Source organism: Komagataeibacter diospyri (genome assembly GCF_043995075.1).
Taxonomy (GTDB): Bacteria; Pseudomonadota; Alphaproteobacteria; order Acetobacterales; family Acetobacteraceae; genus Komagataeibacter; species Komagataeibacter diospyri.
Window position 1 is genome coordinate 1,700,272 of the sequence record NZ_CP171836.1, and the last position, 24,941, is coordinate 1,725,212.

Consider the following 24,941-nt stretch of genomic DNA (forward strand, 5'->3'; position numbering starts at 1 on the left):
GCCCGTCTCCCTTCAGGACTTTACTGCCGGCGCGTGGCCAGCGGAACTCTTCTTCACAACCTCGGTTGCAACAGTCTTCACACGCGCGATTTCACGACGAACTTCGCGCATGCGGGACTGCCCCTCGGTCTGACCGGTCGCATGCTGAAACCGAAGATTGAACTGCTCGCGCTTCAGATCGACGAGAAGCGTATCCAGTTCTTCAACAGTCTTGGCACGCAGATCGGCCGGCTTTGTTGCCTTTGCCATCTCACGCCTCTCCGATACGGGTCACGAACTTCGTCTTGATCGGCAGCTTCGCCGCGCCAAGAGCCAGCGCTTCACGCGCGACTTCCGGCGGCACGCCTTCGATCTCAAACAGGATTCGACCCGGCTTCACACGAGCCACCCAATATTCAGGCGACCCCTTGCCGGACCCCATACGCACTTCTGCGGGCTTTGTCGAGACCGGAAGATCAGGGAAAATCCGAATCCAGACACGACCGGCGCGTTTCATGGCGCGGGTAATGGCACGACGGGCAGCTTCGATCTGGCGGGCAGTGATCCGTTCAGGCTGCAGAGCCTTCAGGCCAAAAGCCCCAAAATTCAAGGTTGTGCCACCCTTGGCCAACCCATGAATACGCCCCTTGTGGGCCTTGCGGTACTTTGTCCGCTTGGGAGAAAGCATTTTCTAAATCCTCACGCGCCGCCTGGCGCATTTAGGTCCATTGGACCCCGCAGATTAACGCTGCGGGGCCTGTTCGGCGGCGCGACGGTCCTGCGCCAGCGGATCATGGGCAAGAATCTCACCCTTGAAGATCCAGACCTTCACACCACAGGTGCCATAGGTCGTCTTGGCGGTCGCCACACCATAATCAATGTCCGCACGCAGCGTATGCAGCGGCACGCGGCCTTCACGATACCACTCGACACGTGCGATTTCCGCACCGCCGAGACGGCCGGAGCAGTTGATCCGGATCCCCTGCGCACCCAGGCGCATGGCGGACTGCACGGCACGCTTCATGGCGCGACGGAAGGCAACACGACGTTCGAGCTGCTGGGCAATGTTCTCGGCCACCAGGGTCGCGTCGATTTCCGGCTTGCGGATTTCAACGATGTTCAGCGCGACATCGGTCTTGGCCATACGGGCCAGATCCTTGCGCAGCACATCGATGTCCTGACCCTTTTTTCCGATCACGACACCCGGACGGGCCGCGTAGATGGTCACACGCGGCTTCTTGGCCGGGCGTTCAATCACCACGCGGGATACACCGGCACCGGACAGCTTGCGACGCAGGTAGGACCGCAGCTTCAGGTCATCGTGCAGCAGACGCGCATAATCGGCATCAGCATACCAGCGGCTGTCCCATGTCCGGTTAATACCAAGCCGCAGCCCGATCGGATTAACTTTATGTCCCATGGATCAGGCTGCCTTCTTTTCGGTTTCAGCTTCGGGCTTCTTTTCCGCCACGACGATGGTCAGGTGGCTGAAAAACTTCTCGATGCGGGCCGAACGGCCACGACCACGTGCGTGGAAACGACGCATCACGATCGACTTGCCCACCTCGGCACGGGCGACAACCAGCTGGTCAACGTCCAACTGATGGTTGTTCTCGGCGTTGGCAATCGCGCTTTCCAGGGTCTTCTTGACCTGCTGCGCGATACGACGCTTGGAGAATGTGAGGGTGGCGATCGCCTGTGCGGCCGGCTTGTTGCGGATCAGACCCGCAACAAGGTTCAGCTTGCGCGGGCTGATGCGGATGTTCCGCGTCAGCGCCTGCGCCTCGGTTTCCGCGAGCGTGCGCGGATGCTTAGGCTTGCTCATGATCAGCCCCGCTTCGCTTTCTTGTCCGAAGAATGACCCGTGAAGGTACGGGTCGGTGAAAACTCACCGAACTTGTGCCCCACCATGTTCTCGGAAACCTGCACGGGCAGGAATTTGTGCCCGTTATAGACGCCGAACGTCAGTCCGACGAACTGCGGCAGGATGGTGGATCGACGCGACCAGATCTTGATCACTTCGTTACGGCCCGACGCGCGCGATGCATCGGCTTTGTTCAGCAGATACCCGTCCACGAACGGGCCCTTCCAGACGGAACGTGCCATCTTAAATGCCCCTTACTTGCCGGTCTTCCGGCGACGGATAATCAGACTGTCCGTACGCTTGTTGACCCTGGTCTTGTAACCCTTAGTCGGCTTGCCCCATGGCGTAACCGGATGACGACCGCCCGAAGTCCGTCCTTCACCACCACCATGCGGATGGTCAACCGGGTTCATGACGACACCACGGTTATGCGGACGGCGGCCCAGCCAGCGGTTACGGCCGGCCTTGCCCAGATGCTGGTTCATGTTGTCCGGGTTGGACACGGCACCGATGGTGGCCATGCACTCCGCACGGACGACACGCAGTTCACCGGACTGCAGCTTGATCTGGGCATAGCCCACATCCTTGCCAACCAGCTGTGCATAGGTGCCAGCAGAACGGGCGATCTTGCCACCACCACCGGCCTTGAGCTCGATGTTGTGGATGATCGTTCCCACCGGAACCGACGACAGGGGCATTGCATTGCCCGGCTTGATATCGGCGCGGGTGCCAGCAACAACCTGATCGCCTACCTTCAGGCGCTGCGGTGCGATGATGTAAGCCAGTTCGCCATCTTCGTATTTGATGAGGGCGATGAAGGCCGTACGGTTCGGATCATACTCCAGACGTTCCACCGTGCCGACCACATCGAACTTGCGACGCTTGAAATCGACATAGCGGTAGGACTGCTTATGTCCGCCACCGATGAAACGCGAGGTGGTGCGACCGTGGTTGTTACGGCCGCCGCTCTTGTTCTTCCCCTCGGTCAGGCCCTTGACGGGCTTGCCTTTCCACAGCTCCTTGCGGTCGATCAGAACCGTTCCGCGCAGGCTGGGGGTAACTGGATTAAAGTGCTTCAATGCCATTTCTTGTCACCCCACGTCAGACCAGCTTCGCGGTCAGGTCAATGGACTGACCTTCAGCAAGCTGGACAAACGCCTTCTTCACATCCGAACGCTGGCCGGGACGTCCCTTGAAGCGCTTGGCCTTACCCTTCTGGATGAGCGTGTTGACACCCAGAACCTTCACACCAAACAGCGTCTCGACCGCTACCTTGATTTCCGGCTTCGTCGCATCGATCGCAACCTTGAAACCGACCTGATTCTTCTCGGACAGGGCCGTGGCCTTTTCCGTGATCAGGGGCGCGCGGATGATGTCGTACATCGCTTCGCGCGACATGCGTTCCGCCTTCTTGCGGATTGCCAGGATGTTGGTCATGCCAGACGCTCCTTCAGTCCTTCAACACCTGCGCGGGTGATGGCCAGCACATCGTGGTTCAGGATGTCATAGACATTCGCACCGATCGTCGGGAGAATGTCGATCTTCGGAAGGTTGCGCGCGGCACGGCCGAAGTTTTCTTCAACAGCGGCGTCCACGATCAAGGCGGATGTCCAGCCCAGAACCTTCAGCTTCTTCGCAAGCTCGGCGGACTTACCCGAGGCGGTCGCCGCATCAAGCACAACCAGCTTCCCTTCGGCAGCCTTCTGCGACAGCGCGGAAATCAGGCCCAGACGGCGCACCTTCTTGGGCAGGTCATAGCCATGGTCGCGCACGACCGGACCATGAACCACCCCACCGGTGCGGTACTGCGGCGAACGCAGCGAACCCTGACGGGCGCTACCGGTGCCCTTCTGGCGGTACGGCTTCTTGGTCGTGCCGGAGATTTCCCCCATGCCCTTGACCTTGTGCGTACCGGCCCGGCGCTTTGCCAGCTGCCAGTGAACCACACGCGCCATGATATCCGTGCGCGGGGTGGCTGCGAAAATCTCGTCGGGAAGGCTGGTCTTGCCTGCGCTTCCGTTATCGAGGGTTTTGATATCGTAATCCATTGCCCTCTATCCTCAGCCCGCAGCCTCAACCAGGGCCGCCGGATACGGCGCCTCGGCATGACGGGCCTTCTTGATCGCATCACGAACCAGAACCGCCTCATTCTTTCCGCCTGGCACGGAGCCGCGGATCATGATCAGGTTCTTTTCGGCGTCAACAGCCGCAATCTCCAGGTTCAGCGTGGTCACACGCTCGGAACCGAGATGGCCAGCCATCTTCTTGTTCTTGAAAACCTTGCCCGGATCCTGACGGTTACCCGTCGATCCGTGCGAACGGTGACTGATCGAGACACCGTGGGTGGCTTCGAGACCGGCAAAGTTCCAGCGCTTCATTGCGCCGGCAAAACCCTTACCCTTGCTGGTGCCGGTAACGTCCACCTTCTGTCCCACCACAAAGTGGCTGGCGGACAGAGAAGCCCCGACTTCCAGGACGGCATCATCCGCAACGCGGAATTCAGCCAGCTTCTTCTTGGGCTCAACCTTGACCTTGGCAAAATGGCCGCGGTTCGGCTTCGACACATTTTTGACCTTGGCCTTGCCCGAACCAAGCTGGACGGCTGTATAGCCATCGCGCTCGGTCGTACGGACATCAACCACCTGCAGATCATCAACCTGCAGGACAGTCACCGGCACATGTGTGCCGTCTTCCTTGAACAGCCGGGTCATACCCAGCTTTTTTGCGATCAATCCGGTGCGCATCGTCTGGACCTTAGAGTTTAATCTCGACATCCACGCCAGCGGCGAGGTCGAGTTTCATGAGAGCGTCCACGGTCTGCGGGGTCGGCTCGACAATGTCGAGCAGCCGGCGATGGGTCCGAATTTCGAACTGCTCGCGGCTTTTCTTATCCACGTGGGGGGAGCGGTTCACGGTGAACCGTTCAATATGCGTCGGCAGCGGGATAGGACCCCGAACCCGCGCACCCGTACGCTTCGCCGTGTTGACGATCTCTTTCGTGCTGTTGTCAAGCACCCGATGATCGTACGCCTTCAGGCGAATGCGGATGTTCTGGTTGTCCATCTTTCTGTTTCAGTCCAACTTTACCTGATTCGGGGGAACCCGATCCGCAATGGAAACCCGGCCGGATCGCTCCGACCGGGATGCCACACTTCAGTTACTGTCCAATCACGCCGTGATGGAAGCAACAACACCTGCACCAACGGTGCGGCCACCTTCGCGGATAGCGAAGCGCAGGCCTTCATCCATGGCGATCGGAGCGATCAGCTCGACATCCATGGCGACGTTATCGCCAGGCATGACCATTTCCGTGCCTTCCGGCAGGTGAACAACGCCGGTGACGTCGGTCGTACGGAAATAGAACTGCGGACGATAGTTGGTGAAGAACGGCGTGTGACGGCCACCCTCTTCCTTCGTCAGGATGTAGGCTTCCGCCTTGAACTTGGTGTGCGGGGTGATGGAACCCGGCTTTGCCAGCACCTGGCCACGCTCAACGTCTTCACGCTTCGTGCCACGCAGCAGCGCGCCGATGTTGTCACCTGCTTCACCACGATCAAGCAGCTTGCGGAACATTTCAACGCCGGTCACGGTCGTCTTCTGCGTCGGACGCAGACCAACGATCTCGATTTCGTCGCCAACGTTCACGGCGCCACGTTCGACACGGCCCGTCACCACGGTGCCACGACCGGAGATGGAGAACACGTCTTCGATCGGCATCAGGAACGGACGGTCGATCGGACGCTCCGGCTGCGGGATGTATTCGTCAACGGCGTTCATCAGGTCCATAACGCGGTTTTCACCGACTTCCGGATCACCGTCTTCCAGCGTCACCAGGGCCGAACCCTTGATGATGGGGATATCGTCGCCAGGAAACTGGTAAGCGGACAGCAGCTCACGCACTTCCATTTCAACGAGTTCCAGCAGTTCCGGATCGTCAACCTGGTCAACCTTGTTCAGGAACACGACCAGCGCCGGCACGCCAACCTGACGGGCAAGCAGGATGTGCTCACGGGTCTGCGGCATCGGGCCGTCAGCAGCGGACACAACCAGAATCGCGCCGTCCATCTGCGCGGCACCGGTGATCATGTTCTTCACATAGTCAGCATGGCCCGGGCAGTCGACGTGCGCATAGTGACGCTTCGCGGTTTCATACTCGACGTGCGCGGTCGAGATGGTGATGCCACGGGCGCGTTCTTCAGGTGCGGCGTCGATCATGTCGTACGCCTTGAATTCCGCACCACCGGCCTTCGCCAGCGTCTTGGTGATAGCAGCAGTCAGCGAGGTCTTGCCGTGATCGACGTGACCAATCGTGCCGATGTTGCAGTGCGGCTTATTCCGCTCAAATTTAGCCTTTGCCATCGTTTTCTCCGTTAACTCGGCCTCGTGCCGAGAGTCGGGTTGGAAAGTTCCGTTTCGGAAGCCGGGCAGGTCAATAGACCGGCCTGACCGCCTTTACCAGCGGTAATGACTGAACGCCTTGTTGGCTTCAGCCATGCGGTGCGTGTCTTCGCGCTTCTTGACCGCTGCGCCACGATTGTTGACGGCATCAAGAAGTTCGTTCGACAGGCGATCCTGCATGGTGTTCTCGCCGCGCTTGCGCGACGCGTCGATCAGCCAGCGGATTGCCAGCGCCTGACGGCGCTCGGCCCGGACTTCGACCGGAACCTGGTAGGTGGCGCCACCGACACGGCGGGAACGCACCTCGACAGCCGGCTTAACATTGTCCAGCGCGCTGTGGAACATGACCACAGGGTCCGCAGCTGCACCACCACGGCGACGCAGCACCTCAAGGGCGCCATAGACGATCCCTTCGGCTGTGGACTTCTTGCCGTCGTACATCAGGGCGTTCATGAAACGCGTAATGACGACATCACCAAATTTCGGATCGGGAAGAATCTCGCGCTTTACTGCGCGATGACGGCGACTCATGCCTCGTTATTCCTTTTACTTAGGACGCTTCGCGCCATAGAGCGAGCGACGCTGACGACGCTTGGCGATACCCTGGGTGTCCAGAACGCCGCGCAGGATGTGATAACGCACGCCAGGAAGATCCTTAACGCGACCACCACGGATCAGGACAACACTATGTTCCTGGAGGTTATGCCCCTCACCCGGAATATAGCTCACAACCTCATACCCGTTGGTCAGGCGAACTTTTGCCACCTTACGCAGAGCCGAGTTCGGCTTCTTCGGTGTGGTTGTGTAAACACGAGTACAAACGCCACGCTTCTGCGGACAGCCCTGCAGTGCAGGAACCTTGTTGCGTTTGGCTGCGGGCTCGCGACCTTTCGCGATCAACTGGTTGATGGTCGGCATACGCCTTTCCCGATCCTTACAAAATTCGGCCGGCCAACCCCATATCTGGTTGCCGACTGTCGTTCACAACAAAACCCCAACGAATGACAACCATTCGTTCGGGCATCATATTTACATCCGGCCTGGGCAGCCCGATTCCCGGACTGCGGCACCGCATGCCTGCATGCTGCATTCGACGGCCAACGACGTCTTTCAGACAGGGCTAGCCGAGGGCGCGTTACCTACGGGCAAACTGACCAAAAGTCAAGCCTTGCGCAGGATTCGCTAGCAGTCCGACAGAGCGACTCTGTTCCACCGGACTCGGAGCACCGCTCCGTCAGGCCGCTGATACCGCCTGAATCGGATGGTGACAATAGTGCAGCACCGAATCATGCCAGATACCGGCCTGCGGCATCTGGCATTTCACTCGTATTGTTACTCGGCGGCCTTGGTGGTGGCCACTGCAGCGCGGGCCTGGGCCAGACGCTGCTTGTCTTCGCCCGCCGCAACGGCGCGAAGCTTGTTCATCACGCTGCCCGTGCCTGCAGGGATCAGGCGACCGACAATCACGTTCTCCTTCAGGCCGTTCAGCGTATCCTTCTTCCCGGCCGTAGCGGCCTCGGTCAGGACACGTGTGGTTTCCTGGAAGGATGCGGCGGAGATGAAGGACTGCGTCTGCAGCGACGCCTTCGTGATGCCCTGCAGCACAGGCATGGCAACAGCCGGACGCTCGCCCATGTTCAGGCGCTTCGTGTTCTCTTCCTCGTATTCGATACGGTCCACCGTCTCACCGATCAGGTAGGTCGTATCGCCCGGTTCAAGAATTTCCACCTTCTGCAGCATCTGACGGACAATGACCTCGATATGCTTGTCATTGATCTTCACGCCCTGCAGTCGATAGACGTCCTGGATCTCGTTGACGAGATAGTCGGACAGCGCCTCGACACCCAGAACCTTCAGGATGTCATGCGGCACGCGCGGACCGTCGACCAGCGGATCGCCAACCTGGACAAAGTCGCCTTCCTGAACGGAAACGTGCTTGCCCTTGGGGATCAGGTAATCCGTCTCCTCGCCCGTCTCGTCGTTCTTCACGATGACACGACGCTTGGACTTGTAGTCCTTGCCGAATTCCACACGTCCCTCGGTTTCCGAGATGATCGCGTGATCCTTCGGACGACGGGCCTCGAACAGCTCGGCCACGCGCGGCAGACCACCGGTAATGTCACGCGTCTTGGAGCCTTCACGCGGGATACGCGCCAGCACGTCACCTGCGTTGACCTGGGCGCCGTTCTCGACCGACAGCAGCGAGTCAGGCGACAGGAAGTAGCGGGCATCGTTGCCGTTGGCCAGCTTCACCACGTCACCATTGGCGTCCTTCAGCTGCAGGCGCGGACGCAGGTCGATCCCCTTGGACGCCTGCTTGTAGTCCACGACCACCTTTGACGTAAGGCCGGTCACCTCATCCATACGCTCCACCAGGGTGATGGAGTCGATCAGGTCAAGATATTCGACCTTACCCGGCTGTTCGGTGATGATCGGCAGGGTATACGGATCCCACTCGGCCATCTTCTGGCCACGCGCGACCTCAGCCCCGTCTTCCACCAGCAGACGCGCACCATAGGGCACACGGTAGCGGGCACGTTCGGTACCACGGTCATCCGTCAGCAGGATTTCGCAGTTACGCGACATGACGATGGGCACGTTCTGGCTGTTATGCACAACGTTCTTGTTGCGGATCGTCACCTTGCCGTCACGCGACGCCTCGACCATCGACTGTTCGGCGCCACGCTGCGCAGCACCACCGATATGGAAGGTACGCATGGTCAGCTGGGTGCCAGGCTCACCAATGGACTGGGCGGCGATGACGCCTACGGCTTCACCAATATTGACTGGCGTGCCACGTGCAAGGTCACGGCCATAGCAGTGACCACACACACCCACACGGCTGTCACAGGTCAGCACAGAGCGGATCAGCAGGCTTTCGACACCCGCCTTCTCGATCTGCTCGGCCTGGGCTTCCTCAATCAGCGTGTTGCGCGGGAACAGCACCTTGCCGGTGGCCGGGTCCTGCACGTCGGCAGCCAGGGTACGGCCCAGCATACGTTCGGACAGGGAGGCGACGACTTCGCCGCCATCCATGACTGCACGGATCGTCAGGCCACGTTCGGTCCCGCAATCTTCCTCGACAATGATGCTGTCCTGCGCCACGTCAACCAGACGTCGGGTCAGGTAACCCGAGTTCGCGGTCTTTAGCGCGGTATCGGCCAGGCCCTTACGCGCACCATGGCTGGAGGTGAAGTAATCGAGAACCGACAGGCCTTCCTTGAAGTTGGCGATGATCGGCTGTTCGATGATCTCACCCGACGGCTTGGCCATCAGGCCACGCATGCCGGCCAGCTGCTTCATCTGTGCTGGCGACCCACGGGCACCGGAGTGGCTCATCATCCACACCGAGTTGGTGGGCTTGCCGATTTCCTGCTTGGAAATCTCCTTCATCATCGCGGCCTGCACTTCGTCCGTGCAGCGCGACCATGCATCGACCACCTTGTTGTAGCGTTCGCCCGCAGTAATCAGACCGTCCTGATACTGCTGTTCGAACTCCTTCACCTCGGCGGCAGTACGATCGACCAGTTCCTTCTTTTCGGTCGGAACAATCATGTCGTCCTTACCGAAGGAAATGCCGGACTTCGCCGCATGGCGGAACCCAAGGCCCATCAGGCGGTCACAGAAGATCACGCATTCCTTCTGGCCGCAGTGACGGTAGACCGCATCGATGACATCCGACACGATCTTCTTGGTCAGCTGACGGTTGATCAGCGAGAACGGCAGCGCCGGGTTACGCGGCAGGATCTGGGCTACAAGCATCCGGCCCGGCGTGGTCACGACGGTTTCGCGCGTGGCCTTGCCTTCGGCATCGACGTTCTCGATACGCGCGCGGATCTTGTCATGCAGCTTCACCGCACCCGTGCTGAGCGCGTATTCCACTTCGCCTACGCTGGAGAAGGAAGGCGCACCCGCAACCGTCACCTGCCCCTTGTCATCATAGCTGTTCTGGTCGGGGGTGGCGCGGAATTCCGGCGTCTCGAGGCTGAGGTAGTACAGACCCAGCACGATATCCTGCGACGGCACGATGATCGGCTTGCCGTTGGCGGGGCTGAGGATGTTGTTGGTGGACATCATCAGCACGCGTGCTTCCAGCTGCGCCTCAAGGCTCAGCGGGACATGCACGGCCATCTGGTCACCGTCAAAGTCCGCGTTGAACGCGGTGCAGACCAGCGGGTGCAGCTGGATTGCCTTGCCTTCGATCAGCACCGGTTCAAACGCCTGAATGCCCAGACGATGCAGCGTCGGCGCACGGTTGAGCATGACCGGGTGTTCACGGATCACTTCTTCAAGGATATCCCAGACCTCGGGACGTTCCTTTTCGACCATCCGCTTCGCGGCCTTGATGGTGGTGGCGTGACCGTATTTTTCCAGCTTGGAGTAGATGAACGGCTTGAACAGTTCCAGCGCCATCTTCTTGGGCAGGCCGCACTGGTGCAGCTTCAGTTCCGGACCGACCACGATGACCGAACGACCGGAGTAGTCAACGCGTTTGCCCAGCAGGTTCTGACGGAAACGTCCCTGCTTGCCCTTCAGCATGTCGGACAGCGACTTCAGCGGACGCTTGTTCGCCCCCGTGATGGCGCGGCCACGACGACCGTTGTCAAACAGCGCATCGACCGATTCCTGCAGCATGCGCTTTTCGTTACGGACAATGATATCCGGCGCACGCAGCTCGATCAGCCGCTTGAGACGGTTGTTGCGGTTGATGACGCGACGGTACAGGTCGTTCAGGTCCGATGTCGCGAAGCGGCCGCCATCCAGCGGCACCAGCGGACGCAGTTCGGGCGGAATGACCGGCACCAGGTCCAGGATCATCCATTCCGGGCGCGATTCACTGTCAGCGAAGGCCTCGACCAGCTTCAGGCGCTTGACCAGCTTCTTGCGCTTGGCCTCGGACGTGGTGTCCTTCAGTTCCTGACGCAGTTCTTCCTTCTCGACCTTGCAGTCGATGCGTTCGAGGATCTTCTTGATCGCTTCGGCACCGATGCCAACCTCGATCCCCTCGTCGCCATGCTCATCCATGACATCAAGGTACTGGTCTTCCGTCAGCAGACTGTACTGCTTGAGCGGCGAGGTGCCAGGTTCCAGAACCACGTAGCTTTCGAAATACAGGATCTTTTCCAGATCCTTCAGCGTCATGTCGACCATCAGGCCGATACGGCTGGGCAGTGACTTCAGGAACCAGATATGGGCGACGGGACTTGCCAGCTCGATATGACCCATGCGCTCGCGCCGGACCTTGGCCAGCGTAACTTCAACGCCGCACTTTTCGCAGATGATGCCGCGGAATTTCATCCGCTTGTACTTGCCGCACAGGCATTCGTAATCCTTGATCGGACCGAATATCCGCGCACAGAACAGGCCATCACGTTCCGGCTTGAATGTCCGGTAATTGATGGTCTCGGGCTTCTTGATCTCGCCGTACGACCAGGAACGGATCTGCTCGGCCGAAGCGAGCTGGATCTTGATCTGATCGAAGGTCATGGCCTGGCCGCCCTGACCAAGGATCTTCATGAGTTCATTCATGCGCCGCAAACCCCCTGAGGGAATGAAGCGGAAGCAGCCGCGTTACCTGCTTCCACTCCTGAAAGAAAAATGTATGGACCGACGTGCAACATAAGGCCCGGTCAGGAACCGCTCTGTTCCAGGTCAACATTCAGGCCAAGGGACTTCAGTTCCTTGATCAGGACGTTGAAGCTTTCCGGAATACCGGCTTCGAAGTCATCCTGCTCGCGCACGATGGCTTCATAGACCTTGGTACGACCGGACACGTCATCCGATTTGACCGTCAGCATTTCCTGCAGTGTGTAAGCCGCGCCGTAAGCTTCCAGCGCCCACACTTCCATTTCACCAAAGCGCTGCCCGCCGAACTGCGCTTTACCACCCAGCGGCTGCTGGGTAACCAGCGAGTACGGACCGATGGAACGGGCATGGATCTTGTCATCAACAAGATGATGCAGCTTGAGCATATAGATGTAACCGACCGTGGTCTTGCGCTCGAACGGTTCACCCGTGCGCCCGTCGATCAGCTGTGACTGCCCGGATTTGTCCACACCAGCCTTCTGCAGCATGGATTCGATATCCGGGATGGACGCCCCGTCGAATACTGGCGTTGCGATCGGCACGCCCTTGCGCAGGTTGCCACACAGTTCCAGCAGCTGCGCATCGGTCATGTCACCGATCTGCTCGTCATAAACCTTGTCGCCATAGACCGACTTCAGTTCATCAAGCAGTTCCTGGCGCTTTTCACCATGGCGCTGGTAATCATCGGCCAGCTGGGCCACCTGACGGCCGATATTGGCGCAGGCCCAGCCCAGATGCGTCTCAAGGATCTGCCCCACGTTCATACGCGATGGCACGCCCAGCGGGTTCAGCACGATGTCAACCGACGTGCCATCCTCAAGGAACGGCATGTCCTCGACCGGTACAACGCGGGAGACGACACCCTTGTTGCCGTGACGGCCAGCCATCTTGTCACCCGGCTGCAGCTTGCGCTTCACCGCGACGAAGACCTTGACCATCTTCATCACGCCCGGCGGCAGCTCGTCACCGCGCTGCAGCTTTTCGACCTTGTTGTCGAAGCGGGCCTGGATCTTGGACACGGCGGCATCGAATTCACGACGCAGCGTTTCCAGTTCCGCCATGACCTCATCGGACATCACGGTGATGTTGCGCCATGCGCCACGCGGATGCTCGGACAGGACCTCATCCGTGATCTCGGTGCCGGAGCGGATCCCCTTGAAGCCCGTGCCTGCCGTCTGGCCGATCAGGTGTTCGCGCAGACGGTTGTAGAACGAACGTTCCTGAATGGCGCGTTCATCGTCACGGTCCTTGGCAAGGCGTTCGATCTCGGCACGCTCGATCGCCATCGCGCGCTCATCCTTGTCCACGCCACGGCGGGAGAACACGCGCACATCCACGATGGTGCCCGTCGTGCCCGGCGGCAGCTTGAGCGAGGTATCACGAACGTCGGATGCCTTTTCACCAAAGATGGCGCGCAGCAGCTTTTCTTCCGGCGTCATCGGGCTTTCGCCCTTTGGCGTGACCTTACCGATCAGAATGTCGCCGGGATTCACTTCGGCGCCCACATACACGATCCCGGCTTCGTCGAGGTTGCGCAGCGCTTCCTCACCGACATTCGGGATGTCACGGGTGATTTCTTCCTGACCCAGCTTGGTGTCACGGGCCATGACCTCGAATTCCTCGATATGGATCGAGGTAAACACGTCATCACGCGCGATCCGTTCGGAAATCAGGATCGAATCTTCAAAGTTGTAGCCGTTCCAGGGCATGAACGCGACCAGCACGTTACGACCCAGCGCCAGTTCACCCAGCTCGGTGGACGGGCCATCAGCAATGATCTCACCCGCGCGGACCTGGTCGCCCACGCGCACCAGCGGACGCTGGTTGATGCAGGTGGACTGGTTGGAACGCATGTATTTGCGCAGACGGTAGATATCCACGCCCTGCGTCGCGCCGGCATCATCCGTTGCGCGCACAACGATACGTGCACCATCAATCTGGTCGACCACACCATGCCGGCGGGCCACGATCGCGGCACCCGAGTCATGGGCCACGGCGGCTTCCATGCCCGTGCCGACCAGCGGCGCGTCCGAACGTACCAGCGGCACGGCCTGACGCTGCATGTTCGAACCCATCAGCGCGCGGTTGGCGTCATCGTTCTCAAGGAACGGGATGAGGGCCGCGGCTACCGAGACAAGCTGCTTGGGTGAGACGTCACACGCTGTCACATCGGTCGGTGGAACCTGACGGAAGTCACCGCCACGACGCACCGAAACCAGATCATCCGTCAGGTGGCCTTCCGCGTCCTGCTTCGCATCCGCCTGGGCGACAACCAGCTTTTCTTCTTCCATGGCGGAAAGATATTTCCAGCCATCCTGAAGAACGCCGTCCTCAACCATGCGGTATGGGGTTTCGATGAAGCCGTACTTGTTCACCTTGGCATAGGTGGCCAGCGAGTTGATCAGGCCGATGTTCGGGCCTTCCGGCGTCTCGATCGGGCAGATACGGCCATAATGCGTCGGATGCACGTCACGGACTTCGAAGCCTGCACGTTCACGGGTCAGGCCACCCGGGCCGAGTGCGGAAAGACGACGCTTGTGCGTCACTTCCGACAGCGGGTTGGTCTGGTCCATGAACTGGCTGAGCTGGGAGGAACCAAAGAACTCACGCACCGCGGCCGCAGCCGGCTTGGCGTTGATCAGGTCATGCGGCATGACCGTGTCGATATCAACGGAGCCCATGCGTTCGCGGATGGCGCGCTCCATGCGCAGCAGACCAACGCGGTACTGGTTTTCCATCAGCTCGCCAACCGAACGCACGCGACGGTTGCCAAGGTTGTCGATGTCGTCGATCGCGCCGCGACCGTCCTTCAGCTCGCACATGATCTTGACGGTGCGCAGGATGTCTTCCTTACGCAGGACACGCACCGTATCGGGCACGTCCACGCCAAGGCGCATGTTCATCTTCACGCGACCAACGGCAGACAGGTCATAACGGTCGGGATCGAAGAACAGGCCGGAGAACATGGCTTCCGCCGTCTCGGGTGTCGGCGGCTCGCCGGGGCGCATGACACGATAGATGTCGGTCAGCGCCTCATCACGCGAAGTGTTCTTGTCCACGGCGAGCGTATTGCGGATCCACGGGCCATTGGCTGCATCCACCGCCAGGGTGGACAGCGTGGTCAGGCCGGCTTCCTCAAGTTCTTCCAGCTTCTGCTCGGTCAGTTCGTCACCGGCTTCGGCAAAGATCTCACCCGTGTGTTCGTTAACGATGTCGGATGCGATGAAACGCCCGATCAGACCGGCCGGGCCGACCAGCACTTCCTTGGTTGTTTCCGCGATCTTGCGGACCATGCGGGCGGTCAGCTTCGCGTCGACCGGGGCGACTTCCTCACCCGTCTGGGCATCAATCAGCGGCTCAAGCAGCTTCATGCCACGGAAGGAATCGGCATCAAAACGGCGGGCCCAGCCCTTTTCCGTCTTGGTGAACTCGACCTTGCCGTAGAAATAGCTCAGGATCTCATCGGGATCCATGCCACGGATTTCCATGGCTTCCACATCGCCGCCTTCAGCGGCCTTGGCGGCGCGGGCGGCTTCGGACGCGGCACCTTCCAGCGCGTATAACAGCGTGGTGACCGGCAGCTTGCGCTTGCGGTCGATGCGGACGTAGATCAGGTCCTTGCTGTCGAATTCGAAGTCGAGCCACGACCCGCGATAGGGAATGACACGCGCGGCGAACAGGAACTTGCCCGAAGAATGGGTCTTGCCCTTGTCGTGATCGAAGAACACGCCGGGGCTGCGGTGCATCTGGCTGACGATGACACGCTCGGTCCCATTGATGATGAAGGTGCCGTTATCGGTCATGAGCGGCATGTCGCCCATGTAAACCGGCTGTTCCTTGATATCGCGGATCGAACGCGATCCGGTGTCTTCATCCACGTCCCACACGATCAGGCGCAGGATCACCTTCAGCGGCGCGGCGAAGGTCAGCCCACGCTGAATGCATTCCTCGACGTCGTATTTCGGCTCTTCCAGCTCATAGCTGACGAATTCCAGACGCCCGCGCCCCGCGAAATCATTGATCGGAAAGACGGAACGGAACACTTCCTGCAGGCCCGTCGGCGTCCGGCTGTCGGGCGCCACATTCATCTGAAGGAACGTCTCGTAGCTTGCCCGCTGCACGTCGATCAGATTGGGCATCGGAGCGACCTCGGGTATATGCCCGAAGCTCTTGCGGATGCGTTTGCGTCCCGTGAACGATTTTGTAATCGCGTTCATCGCCTATCCAGCCCCCATCCACACAGGTCCGCACGACCGTGACACGAATGTCACGCGGACTGCGCGGCCCGTAAAAATCCTTGGCAGATCGACCGGACCTGCGGCCCGACCAACCCTTTACTACTGCCAAAGGCACCCGAAGCCTTGCGGCCAGGGTGCCTGTAACGCCCAAGGGGGCGGAAACCAGACGGTTTCCACCCTCACCTGAACAATCAGCCTGAGTGCGTCATAAACGACGCATCCCGATTGGCCAACTTATTTGATTTCGACAGCAGCGCCGTTGTCTTCAAGGGTCTTCTTGATCTTTTCGGCTTCATCCTTGCTGGCGCCTTCCTTGATGGTCTTGGGCGCACCCTCGACCAGATCCTTGGCTTCCTTCAGGCCCAGACCCGTGATCGCGCGGATTTCCTTGATCACGTTGATCTTCTTGTCGCCGGCCTTGGTCAGGACAACGTCAAATTCGGTCTTCTCTTCTGCCGGCGCACCAGCAGCCGCACCCGGAGCAGCAGCCACGGCAACCGGAGCAGCAGCAGAAACGCCCCACTTTTCTTCCAGCAGCTTGGACAGCTCGGCAGCTTCCAGAACGGTCAGGGCGGACAGGTCTTCAACAATCTTGTTCAGATCGGCCATAATTCGGTCTTCCTAATTTATACACTGGTTGGCACAGCACAATCCCGTTTTTCAGGAAAATGCCATTTTATTGATAACCCGGCGGGCCGGGTCATAGGTCTCAGGCTGCTTCGCCCGTCTTGGCATAGGCACCAAAAACCCGTGCAAGCTGTCCGGCCGGCGCCTGCAGCACGCCTGCGATACGCGTTGCCGGCGTGGAGATAAGCCCCACCAGCTGCGCGCGCAGAACGTCCAGGGACGGCAGCTCGGCCAGAGCCTTGATGCTTTCGACGTTAAGCGTCTGGGCACCAAGCGATCCACCGAGCAGAACAAGCTTGTCATTGGTTTTGGCGAACTCGACCAGCACCTTCGCCACTGCCACGGGTTCATCCGCCCACGACAACGCGGTCGGCCCCTTCAGCAGCGGCTTGATGCCTTCGAACTGGGTCCCTGCCAGGGCGAGAGAGGCCAGCCGGTTCTTCGCGACCTTGTGTGTAGCTCCTGCCGCACGCACGCGACGCCGGAGTTCCGTCACATCAGCCACTGTCAGCCCGTCATTACGGGTGACGATGACCATGGACGTCTCAGCGAACACGGCTGCGAGGGAGGCAACAAACTCCCGCTTCTCCGTACGGTCCAAATCCCGTCTCCATCATCACCTGCCAGCTTGAAGCCGACAGGTAGGGTTTACCCTTGGGATATTCCGGCGTGCCGGTCATATCCCGGTTCGCCTGTCCTTTCAAACGGAACAACCAGTGCGGGCTTTCGCCCCGATCCGGCAATCCCCGTCTCCCGGTTGCAGCCCCTGCGGGCAATCAAGGCTTGCGCCACATCCGGTCATGGACAGGTTCGGAAAATGGCGGCAAGGCCGCCATCTCCTGTTCCCCCACCCCTTTTACAGGGCAGGGTCATTCTTCAGCTGACGTCAGCCCGCAGTGAAAGCGGATGCGTCAACCGTCACACCCGGCCCCATGGTGGAGGACAGGGCGATCTTCTTCACATACGTGCCCTTCGCACCCGTAGGACGGGCCTTCTGGACGGCGTCCACAAACGCACGGATGTTTTCGGCCAGCTTGGCTTCGTCAAACGATGCCTTACCAACACCTGCATGCACGATACCGGCCTTTTCCGCGCGGTACTCAACCTGACCGGACTTGGCTGCGGAAACCGCACCCTTCACGTCCATGGTCACGGTACCCAGCTTGGGGTTGGGCATCAGGCCACGCGGGCCAAGGATCTTGCCCAGACGACCGACCAGCGCCATCATGTCCGGCGTCGCGATGCAGCGGTCGAACTCGATTTCGCCAGCCTTCACCTTTTCGGCGAGGTCTTCAGCACCAACCACGTCGGCACCGGCTGCCGTTGCTTCCTCGGCCTTCGGACCACGGGCGAACACGCCAACGCGCAGGGTCTTGCCCGTGCCGTTGGGCAGGGACAGCAGACCACGGACCATCTGGTCGGCATGACGCGGGTCGATGCCCAGGTTCATGGAAATTTCGACGGTTTCGTCAAACTTCGCCTTGGCGTTGCTCTTGACCAGGCTGATGGCCTCATCCAGGCCATACTGCTTCGTGCTGTCGACAGCGGCGCGGGCTGCGGTCAGACGCTTGTTCTTTGCCATTGTAATCAGCCCTCCACCACGTCGAGGCCCATGGAGCGGGCGGAACCCGCCAGCATGCGCACGGCACCGTCGATATCGTTGGCGTTCATGTCTTTCTGCTTCGTTTCGGCAATCTCGCGCAGCTGCGCGATCGTGACCTTACCAACCGTCGCAGACTTGCCTACCGTGGAGCTGCCCTTGGAGATCTTGGCAGCCTTCATCAGGAAATAGGTGTTCGGCGGGGTTTTGGTAATGAAGCTGAACGTACGGTCGGCATACGCGGTGATGACGACGGGAATCGGCATACCGGGTTCGAGACCCTGCGTCTTTGCGTTGAACTCCTTGCAGAACTGCATGATGTTCAGGCCGCGCTGACCCAGTGCCGGACCGACCGGCGGGGACGGATTCGCCTTGCCGGCGGGGATTTGCAGCTTGATGTAGCCAACGATTTTTTTGGCCATATCCGGGGCTCCTGACTGTTTCACCCGGACCGCGGTTCTGGTGGCCTGCCCCTGCCCGGCATGGGCAGGAAGCGCGACCTCCCGCGTTCCGATAAGAGGCGCGCACCTACCGCTATTTGGAAGGGGCTGTCAAGTCCCCGTCATGAAATCCCTTGCCCGACAGGTCCAGGGAATCGGGACCGTTATCGACATTCACACCGCTGAAGGACCGCGGCATGCGCATATGTGTGTACTGCATGGGATCAAAAGGCTTGATCTGCTTGTTGTTCGGCAGTTCCGCCGTGGTCCATCCACCGCCCAGCGCGCGGATCAGTTCCACCTGCGCCTGCATGTAGCGGGTTTCCACCTGCACTTCCGCGATACGCGCCTGCAGGGCAGCGACCTGCGCCACCACCACATCCAGATAATTGGTCAGGCCGCCGGTATATAGCTGCATGGTCATGTTCTGCGTGCGCATGGATGCCTGCACGGCCTCGGCCTGCTGGACGGCTTCTATATTGAGGTCATGCGTCAGGCTCAGCCCGTCTTCCACATCCTTGAACGCATCCAGCACGATGGCACGGTACTGGTCTTCCGCCTGCCGGTACTGCGACCAGTTGCGCTGCACTTCCGCACGTCGCAACCCGCCCTGGAACAGGGGCATGACCGCCTGCGCGGCATAGGAATACATGCCATTGGCGAATTTATCGAGCGTGAAGCCGTTATCCATGAAACCGGCTGTCGCGCTGAAGGTTACACGTGGGAAGAACGCCGCGCGCGAGACCCCTATGGCCCGGTTGGCCGCCGCCATGTGTCTCTCTGCGCTGGCGATGTCGGGTCTGCGTTCCAGCAGGGTGGCGGGAATACCCACCGGCGTCGCCACCTTGGGGAAGGTAATCTGGTTACGGGGCTGGATATGGAAGCTGGTCGGAGTCACGTTCACCAGGATCGCAATCGCATGCTCCATCACGGCGCGACGGGCCTGCAGGTCCGTATCCGCCGCCTGGGTGGAGGAAAGCTGCGTCTGGGCGCGCGATACGTCAATACCGGCTGCAATGGCACCTGCCTGCCGCATCTTGGTGATCTTGACGGCAGTTTCGTAATATCGGATCGAGTCGAGATAGACCGCGTGCTGCGCATCCATCCCGCGCAGTTGCATGTAGTCATTGGCCAGTTCGGACTGGATGCTCAGCCGCGCCACGGCAAAATCCGCCGCCGCCGCCTGCGCCAGCCGCTGCTGCACGCGCCTGCGGTTACGGATGGCGGACCAGAAATCCGGTTCCCACCGCGCGGCCGCGCTATACTGTTCCGATGACATGTAGATCGGGCCGGTCGATCCCGCACCACGCCACAGCCGGTGGTTGGATGACTGATTCTGGGACGCTCCGGCCCCGCCCGAGATCTGCGGATACAGGTTCGACTGCGCTTCCGCCACGATGTCCCGCGCCTGGGTGAAGGCTTCCGCATCCGCCTGCAGGTTCGGGTTCAGGTGGCTGGCACGTTCTTCCAGTTCATCAAGGGTGGAATCGTGAAAGACCTTCCACCAGTCCCCCCTTGCCGCACCATCCTGCGGGGTGCCGAACTGAACCACGGCATCCCCCTTCCAGTTGTCGGGCAGCATGTAATGCTGGCCATGGTATTTGGGGGCCAGGTCCACGCAGCCACCCAGTGTGCCTGCGATGGCGGCACACCCGGCCAGCGAAAGCATGCGACGGGACAGCATGGAGGACGACGGGTCGCGCGGCGCGCCGTTCATTGACGCACCCCCGTATCACCCGCGTTACTGTCACCCGCCGGCATGGCACGGACGTCATCGCCCTTGTCCACTGCGGGCGAGGCCGTCGCACCCGCATCGTTATATCCCGGCGTCGCCCCGACCAGATAGACCTTCTGACCTTCCAGCAGCCCCGCTGACGGGTTGTTCACAATCCGGTCCTTTGGACCGATACCAGCCAGAACCTGCACTTTTGTCCCCAGATTGGTGCCAACCGTTACATTACGCAGGCGTATGCGGTCATCGGCGTCCACAACCGCCACCTGCATGCCCTGCGCGCGGAACACAAGAGCACCTTCGGGGATTATCAGGATATCGGGATCACCGGGTGCGACAAAGTGTACATTCGCATATGAATCCGGCCACAGTTCACGTTTGTCATTATCGACCACCAGTTCGGTCGTCACCGTACGCGTGCCCGCATTGAACGCCTTGGCGGTCGCAAGGAACCTGGCCTTGAACACACGCCCCGGATACTGCGGCACGGAGACGTCACCCTCCAGCTTGGGGCTGATGATGTCGGCATAATCCTGCGGCACGGACACAAACACGCGCATGCGGTGCACATCGGCCACGCTGAACAGTTCGGTGGCGGTACCACGCGACGAGACATCGCCACCGCCTGCGTTCACGTAATCGCCCACATCCGCCAGACGGGATGTCACCACACCGTCAAACGGAGCCACGATCTGCTTGAACGCGATCAGGGCGGCAAAGCGGGAGACTTCGTGCCGGGCGGCCTCGACCTCCGCCTGCCGGGCTTCGGCATTGGCGGCCTGGACGTCCACTTCCTGCTGTGACACCGCCTGCGTGCCCTGCAGCGCGCGCCAGCGCTTGGCGGTGATCTGGGCCAGCCTGTACCGCGCCATGGCCACATCGAAATTGGCCTTGGATGCCGCGTACTGCGCGTCCAGTCCCGGCGTGTCGATGGTGGCAAGGATTTCGCCCGCCTTCACCTTCGCGCCGATATCCTTGTACCACATCTGCACATAGCCCGAGACCTGCGCGAATATGGGCGCCTGGTACCATGCCGAGATATTGCCCGGCAGGTCCAGCGTGCGGGTTTTCGGCCCTTTCTGCGGCAGAATCACCTGCACACGGGGAATGGCCGCGTCCTGCGCCATGTCCTTCAGGTGCGAGACATGGATCCGGCGTTCAAGGATACCCCCGGCCACAATGGCGGCCACCACAACCCCACCCAGGGTGGCATACAGCCGCGCACGTCCGGACATGCGTGGCCTGGGGTTTTCGCCTGTGGCGGTCATGCGTGCTCTCCTTCGCCAGCGGCGGACTTCTTGGACTTTCTGGAATGGATCAGGGCGAATACGCAGGGCACGAACAGCAGCGTTGCGCATGTCGCCACCAGCAGGCCACCCATCACGGCGCGGCCCAGCGGGGCGTTCTGCGAATTGCTCAGCGACATGGGCAGCATGCCGATAATCATGGCCGATGCCGTCATCAGAACGGGGCGGATACGTTCATATCCCGCCTCGATCGCGGCGCGCAGGGCATCACCATGCACATCCATCCGTTCACGCGCGAACGAGACGACAAGGATAGAATTGGCCGTCGCCGTTCCCATGCACATGATCGCTCCCGTCAGCGCCGGGACCGACAGCGCCGTATGCGTCAGGAAAAGGCTCCACGCGATGCCCGCCAGCGCGCCGGGAAGGGCCGTGATGATGATGAACGGGTCCAGCCATGACTGGAAGTTGACCACGATGATCAGGTACACCAGCAGGATCGACATCGCCAGACCACCGATAAGCTGGGTATAGGCCCCGTTCATGGTCTCCGCCTGCCCCCGGATGGTCAGGCTCGACCCTGCGGGCAGATCCTTGCTTACGCTGTCCACCACCCGGGCGACCTGCCGGGAAACCGCGCCGAGGTCCAGTCCTTCGGTCGAGGCATAGATGTTGAACACCGGCATGATGTTGTAGTGCGAGACCTCGCCCGGGGTGCCGGTCTGCACGATATCGCTCAGCCCTCCCAATATCTGTGGCGCCTTGTCCGACGGATTACCATCGCCCTTGTCGATGGGAATGGTCTCAAGGTCGTTCATGGTCTGCAGGAACTGCAGCGGCGTCTGGATATCCACCAGATGCGAAACCCCGGTCTTGGGATCCAGCCAGTAGGTCGGCGCCACCTGTCCGCTGCCCGACAGGACAGCCAGCGCGTTGTTCGCAACATCCGCTTCGGTCAGGCCGGTACCCAGCGCATAGGTCCGGCGCGCATTGACGCGCAGCGTAGGCGTATTCAGCGGTTCCTGCACCGCCACGTCAGCAATGCCGGTGACATGGCGCAGCTTTTCCGCCAGCTTTTCGGCAAAATCGAAATTGGCGTACAGGTTGCGCCCCGTCACCTGCACATCCAGCGGCGCGGGCAGGCCGAAGTTCAGAATCTTGGCCGTAAGGTCGGCTGGCATGAAGGTGATTTCGGTGCCGGGGAATTTCTCCGCCAGTCCCTTGCGCAGGATCGTGCGATATTTCGCGACGGGCGCTTCCTCGTTCTTCAGCGTCACGGTCAGGTCACAGTCCTGCGCGCCAACGGTTGGCGTGGGGATGAAGGCCTGATTGAGCGGGCTGAACGGCAGGCCGCAGTTGTTGACGATATTTTCGACCTGTCCGGGCAGCAGGCGTTCGATCTCGTAATTCACCAGCATGGAAATCTTGCCAGCTTCCGAAATCTTGGTGCCCATCGGTGCGCGCATGTGCAAAGCCAGCGCATTGGAGTTGATTTCGGGGAAGAAGTCCTGCCCCGCGAACACCAGCAGCAGGAGCGATGAAAACGCCCCGATACCGAATATCGGCACGAACCGCCCGCGTATGCTGATCAGGTGTTCAAGAATGGCGCGGTAACGGTTGCGAAAGGCAATGAATTTCCGTTCAAACCCCTGCTGGAAGCGACCGAAGATATTGCGTGGTTCCTGATGCCCGCCCGCCGCTCTGGCCGCCGCATGGGCCGCGACCTGTGCCGCCAGCATATATTTGGCCATGGTCGGCACCAGTGTGCGCGACAGGATAAAAGACGCGATCATGGCGAAGATGATGGCTTCGGCCATGGGCATGAACAGCCAGCCTGCGACACCCGTAAGCTGAAACAGCGGCATCCACACGATACAGATACATAATGTGGACACGAAGGTGGGGATAACGATCTGGTTGGCGGCATCAATGATGGCCGTTTCCAGATCCTTTTCCATTTCAAGGTGGGCGTCGATGTTTTCGATCATGACGGTCGCATCATCAACCAGAATACCGACCGCCAGCGCAAGGCCACCCAGCGTCATGACATTGATGGTCTGCCCCGCCATGCCCAGCCCGATGACCGAACACAGCATGGCCAGCGGGATGGAAGTGGCGATGATGACCGTCGATCGCCACGAGCCCAGGAACAACAGCACCACAAGGCTGGTCAGCAGGGCTGCGGTGCCCATTTCCTGCACCACGTCACGCACCGCCTCCTTCACGAAGGTCGATGCATCACCCAGCACGGTAATGTCGACACCTGGTGGCAGCGTACGCACGATGGATGGCAGCAGCGCCTTGATTCCGCTGACCACCGACAGGGTGGAGGCATCGCCACTTTTCATGATGACGATCAGGACGGCCTGATGCCCCTTGACCAGCACCATGTTGGTCTGTGGCGGTCCACCGGCATGTACCCATGCCACATCGCGCAGGTATACGACGGAGTTGCCCTCCTGCTTGATGGGCATGTTGTTGAAACTGTCGATTTCCTCGGGCGAGGCATTGGTCTGGACCATCCAGTCGAACGCGCCGATCTGCTGGTCACCGGCGGGCAGCACGATGTTCTGCTTGCCCAGGGCATTGCCGATATCGGTCGCGGACAGGCCATGGGCCAGCAGCTTGCTCTGGTCCAGATCGACCATGATATTGCCCGGCTGGCCACCATACGGGTTGGGAATGGCTGCCCCCGCCACCGAGACCAGCGCAGGCCGGATCAGGTTGGAGGACATGTCATAGATCTGCGACGCCGTCATGGAATCGGATGAGACCTGCAGCGTCAGCACCGGCACGGATGATGCGTTGTAGGTCAGCACCAGCGGTGGCGTCATGCCGGCGGGCATCTGTTTGATGACGGTCTGGGAGACGGAGGTGATCTGCGTCTGCGCCACGGCGGTATCGGTGCCGGGCTGGAAGAACACCTTCACGATGCCACGTCCGTAATAGGACTGGCTTTCGATATGTTCGATATTGTTGACCGTCGCGGTCAGGGCGCGTTCGTAATAATAGACGACACGGCCGGACATGTCTTCGGGCATGAGGCCGGTATAGGTCCAGCAGATCGCGACGACGGGAATGTTGATGCTGGGAAATACGTCGGTTGGCGTGCGCAGCAGCCCACGGACACCGAATACGACAATCAGGATGGAAAGGACGACGAAAGTATAGGGCCGCTTGAGCGCGGTAACAACGATACCGTTCATGCGTGGCCTGTTTCCCTCCGCCCG

Annotated in this window: 22 protein-coding genes; all 22 read right to left on the minus strand. The window is 60.4% G+C overall.

Features of this window, described 5'->3' with window-relative positions; translation table 11 throughout:
* Positions 1-12: 12 nt before the first annotated feature.
* The 22 genes from rpmC to ACE2AA_RS08205 all read right to left on the minus strand — a co-directional run bounded on the left by rpmC (position 13) and on the right by ACE2AA_RS08205 (position 24,917).
* Positions 13-249, minus strand: coding sequence for a 50S ribosomal protein L29 (gene rpmC, locus ACE2AA_RS08100; protein ID WP_010506728.1), 237 nt, complete (start codon positions 247-249; stop codon positions 13-15).
* 1 nt (position 250) lies between these two features.
* A complete protein-coding gene (gene rplP, locus ACE2AA_RS08105) occupies positions 251-667 on the minus strand; it encodes a 50S ribosomal protein L16 (protein WP_007399626.1) in 417 nt (138 codons plus the stop codon).
* A 54-nt stretch (positions 668-721) separates the two neighbouring features.
* On the minus strand, positions 722-1,399 hold the full coding sequence (rpsC, locus tag ACE2AA_RS08110; protein ID WP_010506729.1) for a 30S ribosomal protein S3: 678 nt from the start codon (positions 1,397-1,399) through the stop codon (positions 722-724).
* A gap of 3 nt (positions 1,400-1,402) precedes the next feature.
* Positions 1,403-1,804 carry a 50S ribosomal protein L22 gene (gene rplV, locus ACE2AA_RS08115; RefSeq protein WP_007399624.1) on the minus strand — a complete coding sequence of 134 codons (402 nt, stop codon included), beginning with the start codon at positions 1,802-1,804 and terminating at the stop codon, positions 1,403-1,405.
* A 2-nt stretch (positions 1,805-1,806) separates the two neighbouring features.
* A complete protein-coding gene (gene rpsS, locus ACE2AA_RS08120) occupies positions 1,807-2,085 on the minus strand; it encodes a 30S ribosomal protein S19 (RefSeq protein WP_007399623.1) in 279 nt (92 codons plus the stop codon).
* A 12-nt stretch (positions 2,086-2,097) separates the two neighbouring features.
* Positions 2,098-2,928 carry a 50S ribosomal protein L2 gene (gene rplB, locus ACE2AA_RS08125; RefSeq protein ID WP_010506731.1) on the minus strand — a complete coding sequence of 277 codons (831 nt, stop codon included), beginning with the start codon at positions 2,926-2,928 and terminating at the stop codon, positions 2,098-2,100.
* Positions 2,929-2,944: 16 nt separating this feature from the next.
* Positions 2,945-3,241, minus strand: a complete 297-nt coding sequence (locus ACE2AA_RS08130; RefSeq protein ID WP_010506732.1) for a 50S ribosomal protein L23 — start codon at positions 3,239-3,241, stop codon at positions 2,945-2,947.
* A gap of 35 nt (positions 3,242-3,276) precedes the next feature.
* The gene (rplD, locus tag ACE2AA_RS08135; protein WP_048856918.1) at positions 3,277-3,891 is read right to left on the minus strand and encodes a 50S ribosomal protein L4; all 615 of its coding nucleotides are present in this window, start codon (positions 3,889-3,891) and stop codon (positions 3,277-3,279) included.
* Between the two features lie 12 nt (positions 3,892-3,903).
* Entirely contained in the window at positions 3,904-4,587 is a 684-nt protein-coding gene (gene rplC / locus ACE2AA_RS08140) for a 50S ribosomal protein L3 (RefSeq protein WP_141260662.1), read from the minus strand.
* A 10-nt stretch (positions 4,588-4,597) separates the two neighbouring features.
* A complete protein-coding gene (gene rpsJ / locus ACE2AA_RS08145; RefSeq protein WP_007282720.1) occupies positions 4,598-4,906 on the minus strand; it encodes a 30S ribosomal protein S10 in 309 nt (102 codons plus the stop codon).
* Positions 4,907-5,011: 105 nt separating this feature from the next.
* Positions 5,012-6,202, minus strand: a complete 1,191-nt coding sequence (gene tuf / locus ACE2AA_RS08150) for an elongation factor Tu (protein WP_010506739.1) — start codon at positions 6,200-6,202, stop codon at positions 5,012-5,014.
* A 93-nt stretch (positions 6,203-6,295) separates the two neighbouring features.
* Positions 6,296-6,772, minus strand: coding sequence for a 30S ribosomal protein S7 (gene rpsG / locus ACE2AA_RS08155; RefSeq protein WP_007399617.1), 477 nt, complete (start codon positions 6,770-6,772; stop codon positions 6,296-6,298).
* Between the two features lie 15 nt (positions 6,773-6,787).
* On the minus strand, positions 6,788-7,159 hold the full coding sequence (gene rpsL, locus ACE2AA_RS08160) for a 30S ribosomal protein S12 (protein WP_003621118.1): 372 nt from the start codon (positions 7,157-7,159) through the stop codon (positions 6,788-6,790).
* 414 nt (positions 7,160-7,573) lie between these two features.
* Entirely contained in the window at positions 7,574-11,770 is a 4,197-nt protein-coding gene (rpoC, locus tag ACE2AA_RS08165; protein WP_395372030.1) for a DNA-directed RNA polymerase subunit beta', read from the minus strand.
* A gap of 101 nt (positions 11,771-11,871) precedes the next feature.
* A complete protein-coding gene (gene rpoB, locus ACE2AA_RS08170) occupies positions 11,872-16,044 on the minus strand; it encodes a DNA-directed RNA polymerase subunit beta (protein WP_395372032.1) in 4,173 nt (1,390 codons plus the stop codon).
* A 255-nt stretch (positions 16,045-16,299) separates the two neighbouring features.
* Positions 16,300-16,674 (minus strand): 50S ribosomal protein L7/L12, encoded by a 375-nt coding sequence (gene rplL / locus ACE2AA_RS08175; RefSeq protein WP_141260665.1) that lies wholly within the window; start codon positions 16,672-16,674, stop codon positions 16,300-16,302.
* Positions 16,675-16,774: 100 nt separating this feature from the next.
* Positions 16,775-17,293: a 50S ribosomal protein L10 gene (rplJ, locus tag ACE2AA_RS08180; protein ID WP_141260666.1), complete on the minus strand. Its 519-nt coding sequence runs from the start codon at positions 17,291-17,293 to the stop codon at positions 16,775-16,777.
* Between the two features lie 285 nt (positions 17,294-17,578).
* Entirely contained in the window at positions 17,579-18,274 is a 696-nt protein-coding gene (gene rplA / locus ACE2AA_RS08185) for a 50S ribosomal protein L1 (RefSeq protein WP_141260667.1), read from the minus strand.
* Between the two features lie 5 nt (positions 18,275-18,279).
* Positions 18,280-18,714 (minus strand): 50S ribosomal protein L11, encoded by a 435-nt coding sequence (gene rplK, locus ACE2AA_RS08190; RefSeq protein ID WP_141260668.1) that lies wholly within the window; start codon positions 18,712-18,714, stop codon positions 18,280-18,282.
* Between the two features lie 112 nt (positions 18,715-18,826).
* Positions 18,827-20,449, minus strand: a complete 1,623-nt coding sequence (locus ACE2AA_RS08195) for an efflux transporter outer membrane subunit (RefSeq protein WP_395372034.1) — start codon at positions 20,447-20,449, stop codon at positions 18,827-18,829.
* The gene (locus ACE2AA_RS08200; protein WP_141260670.1) at positions 20,446-21,732 is read right to left on the minus strand and encodes an efflux RND transporter periplasmic adaptor subunit; all 1,287 of its coding nucleotides are present in this window, start codon (positions 21,730-21,732) and stop codon (positions 20,446-20,448) included. The genes ACE2AA_RS08195 and ACE2AA_RS08200 overlap by 4 nt, the downstream gene beginning before the upstream one ends.
* Positions 21,729-24,917 (minus strand): efflux RND transporter permease subunit, encoded by a 3,189-nt coding sequence (locus ACE2AA_RS08205; RefSeq protein WP_395372036.1) that lies wholly within the window; start codon positions 24,915-24,917, stop codon positions 21,729-21,731. Before ACE2AA_RS08205 ends, ACE2AA_RS08200 begins: the two co-directional genes overlap by 4 nt.
* Positions 24,918-24,941: the final 24 nt, after the last annotated feature.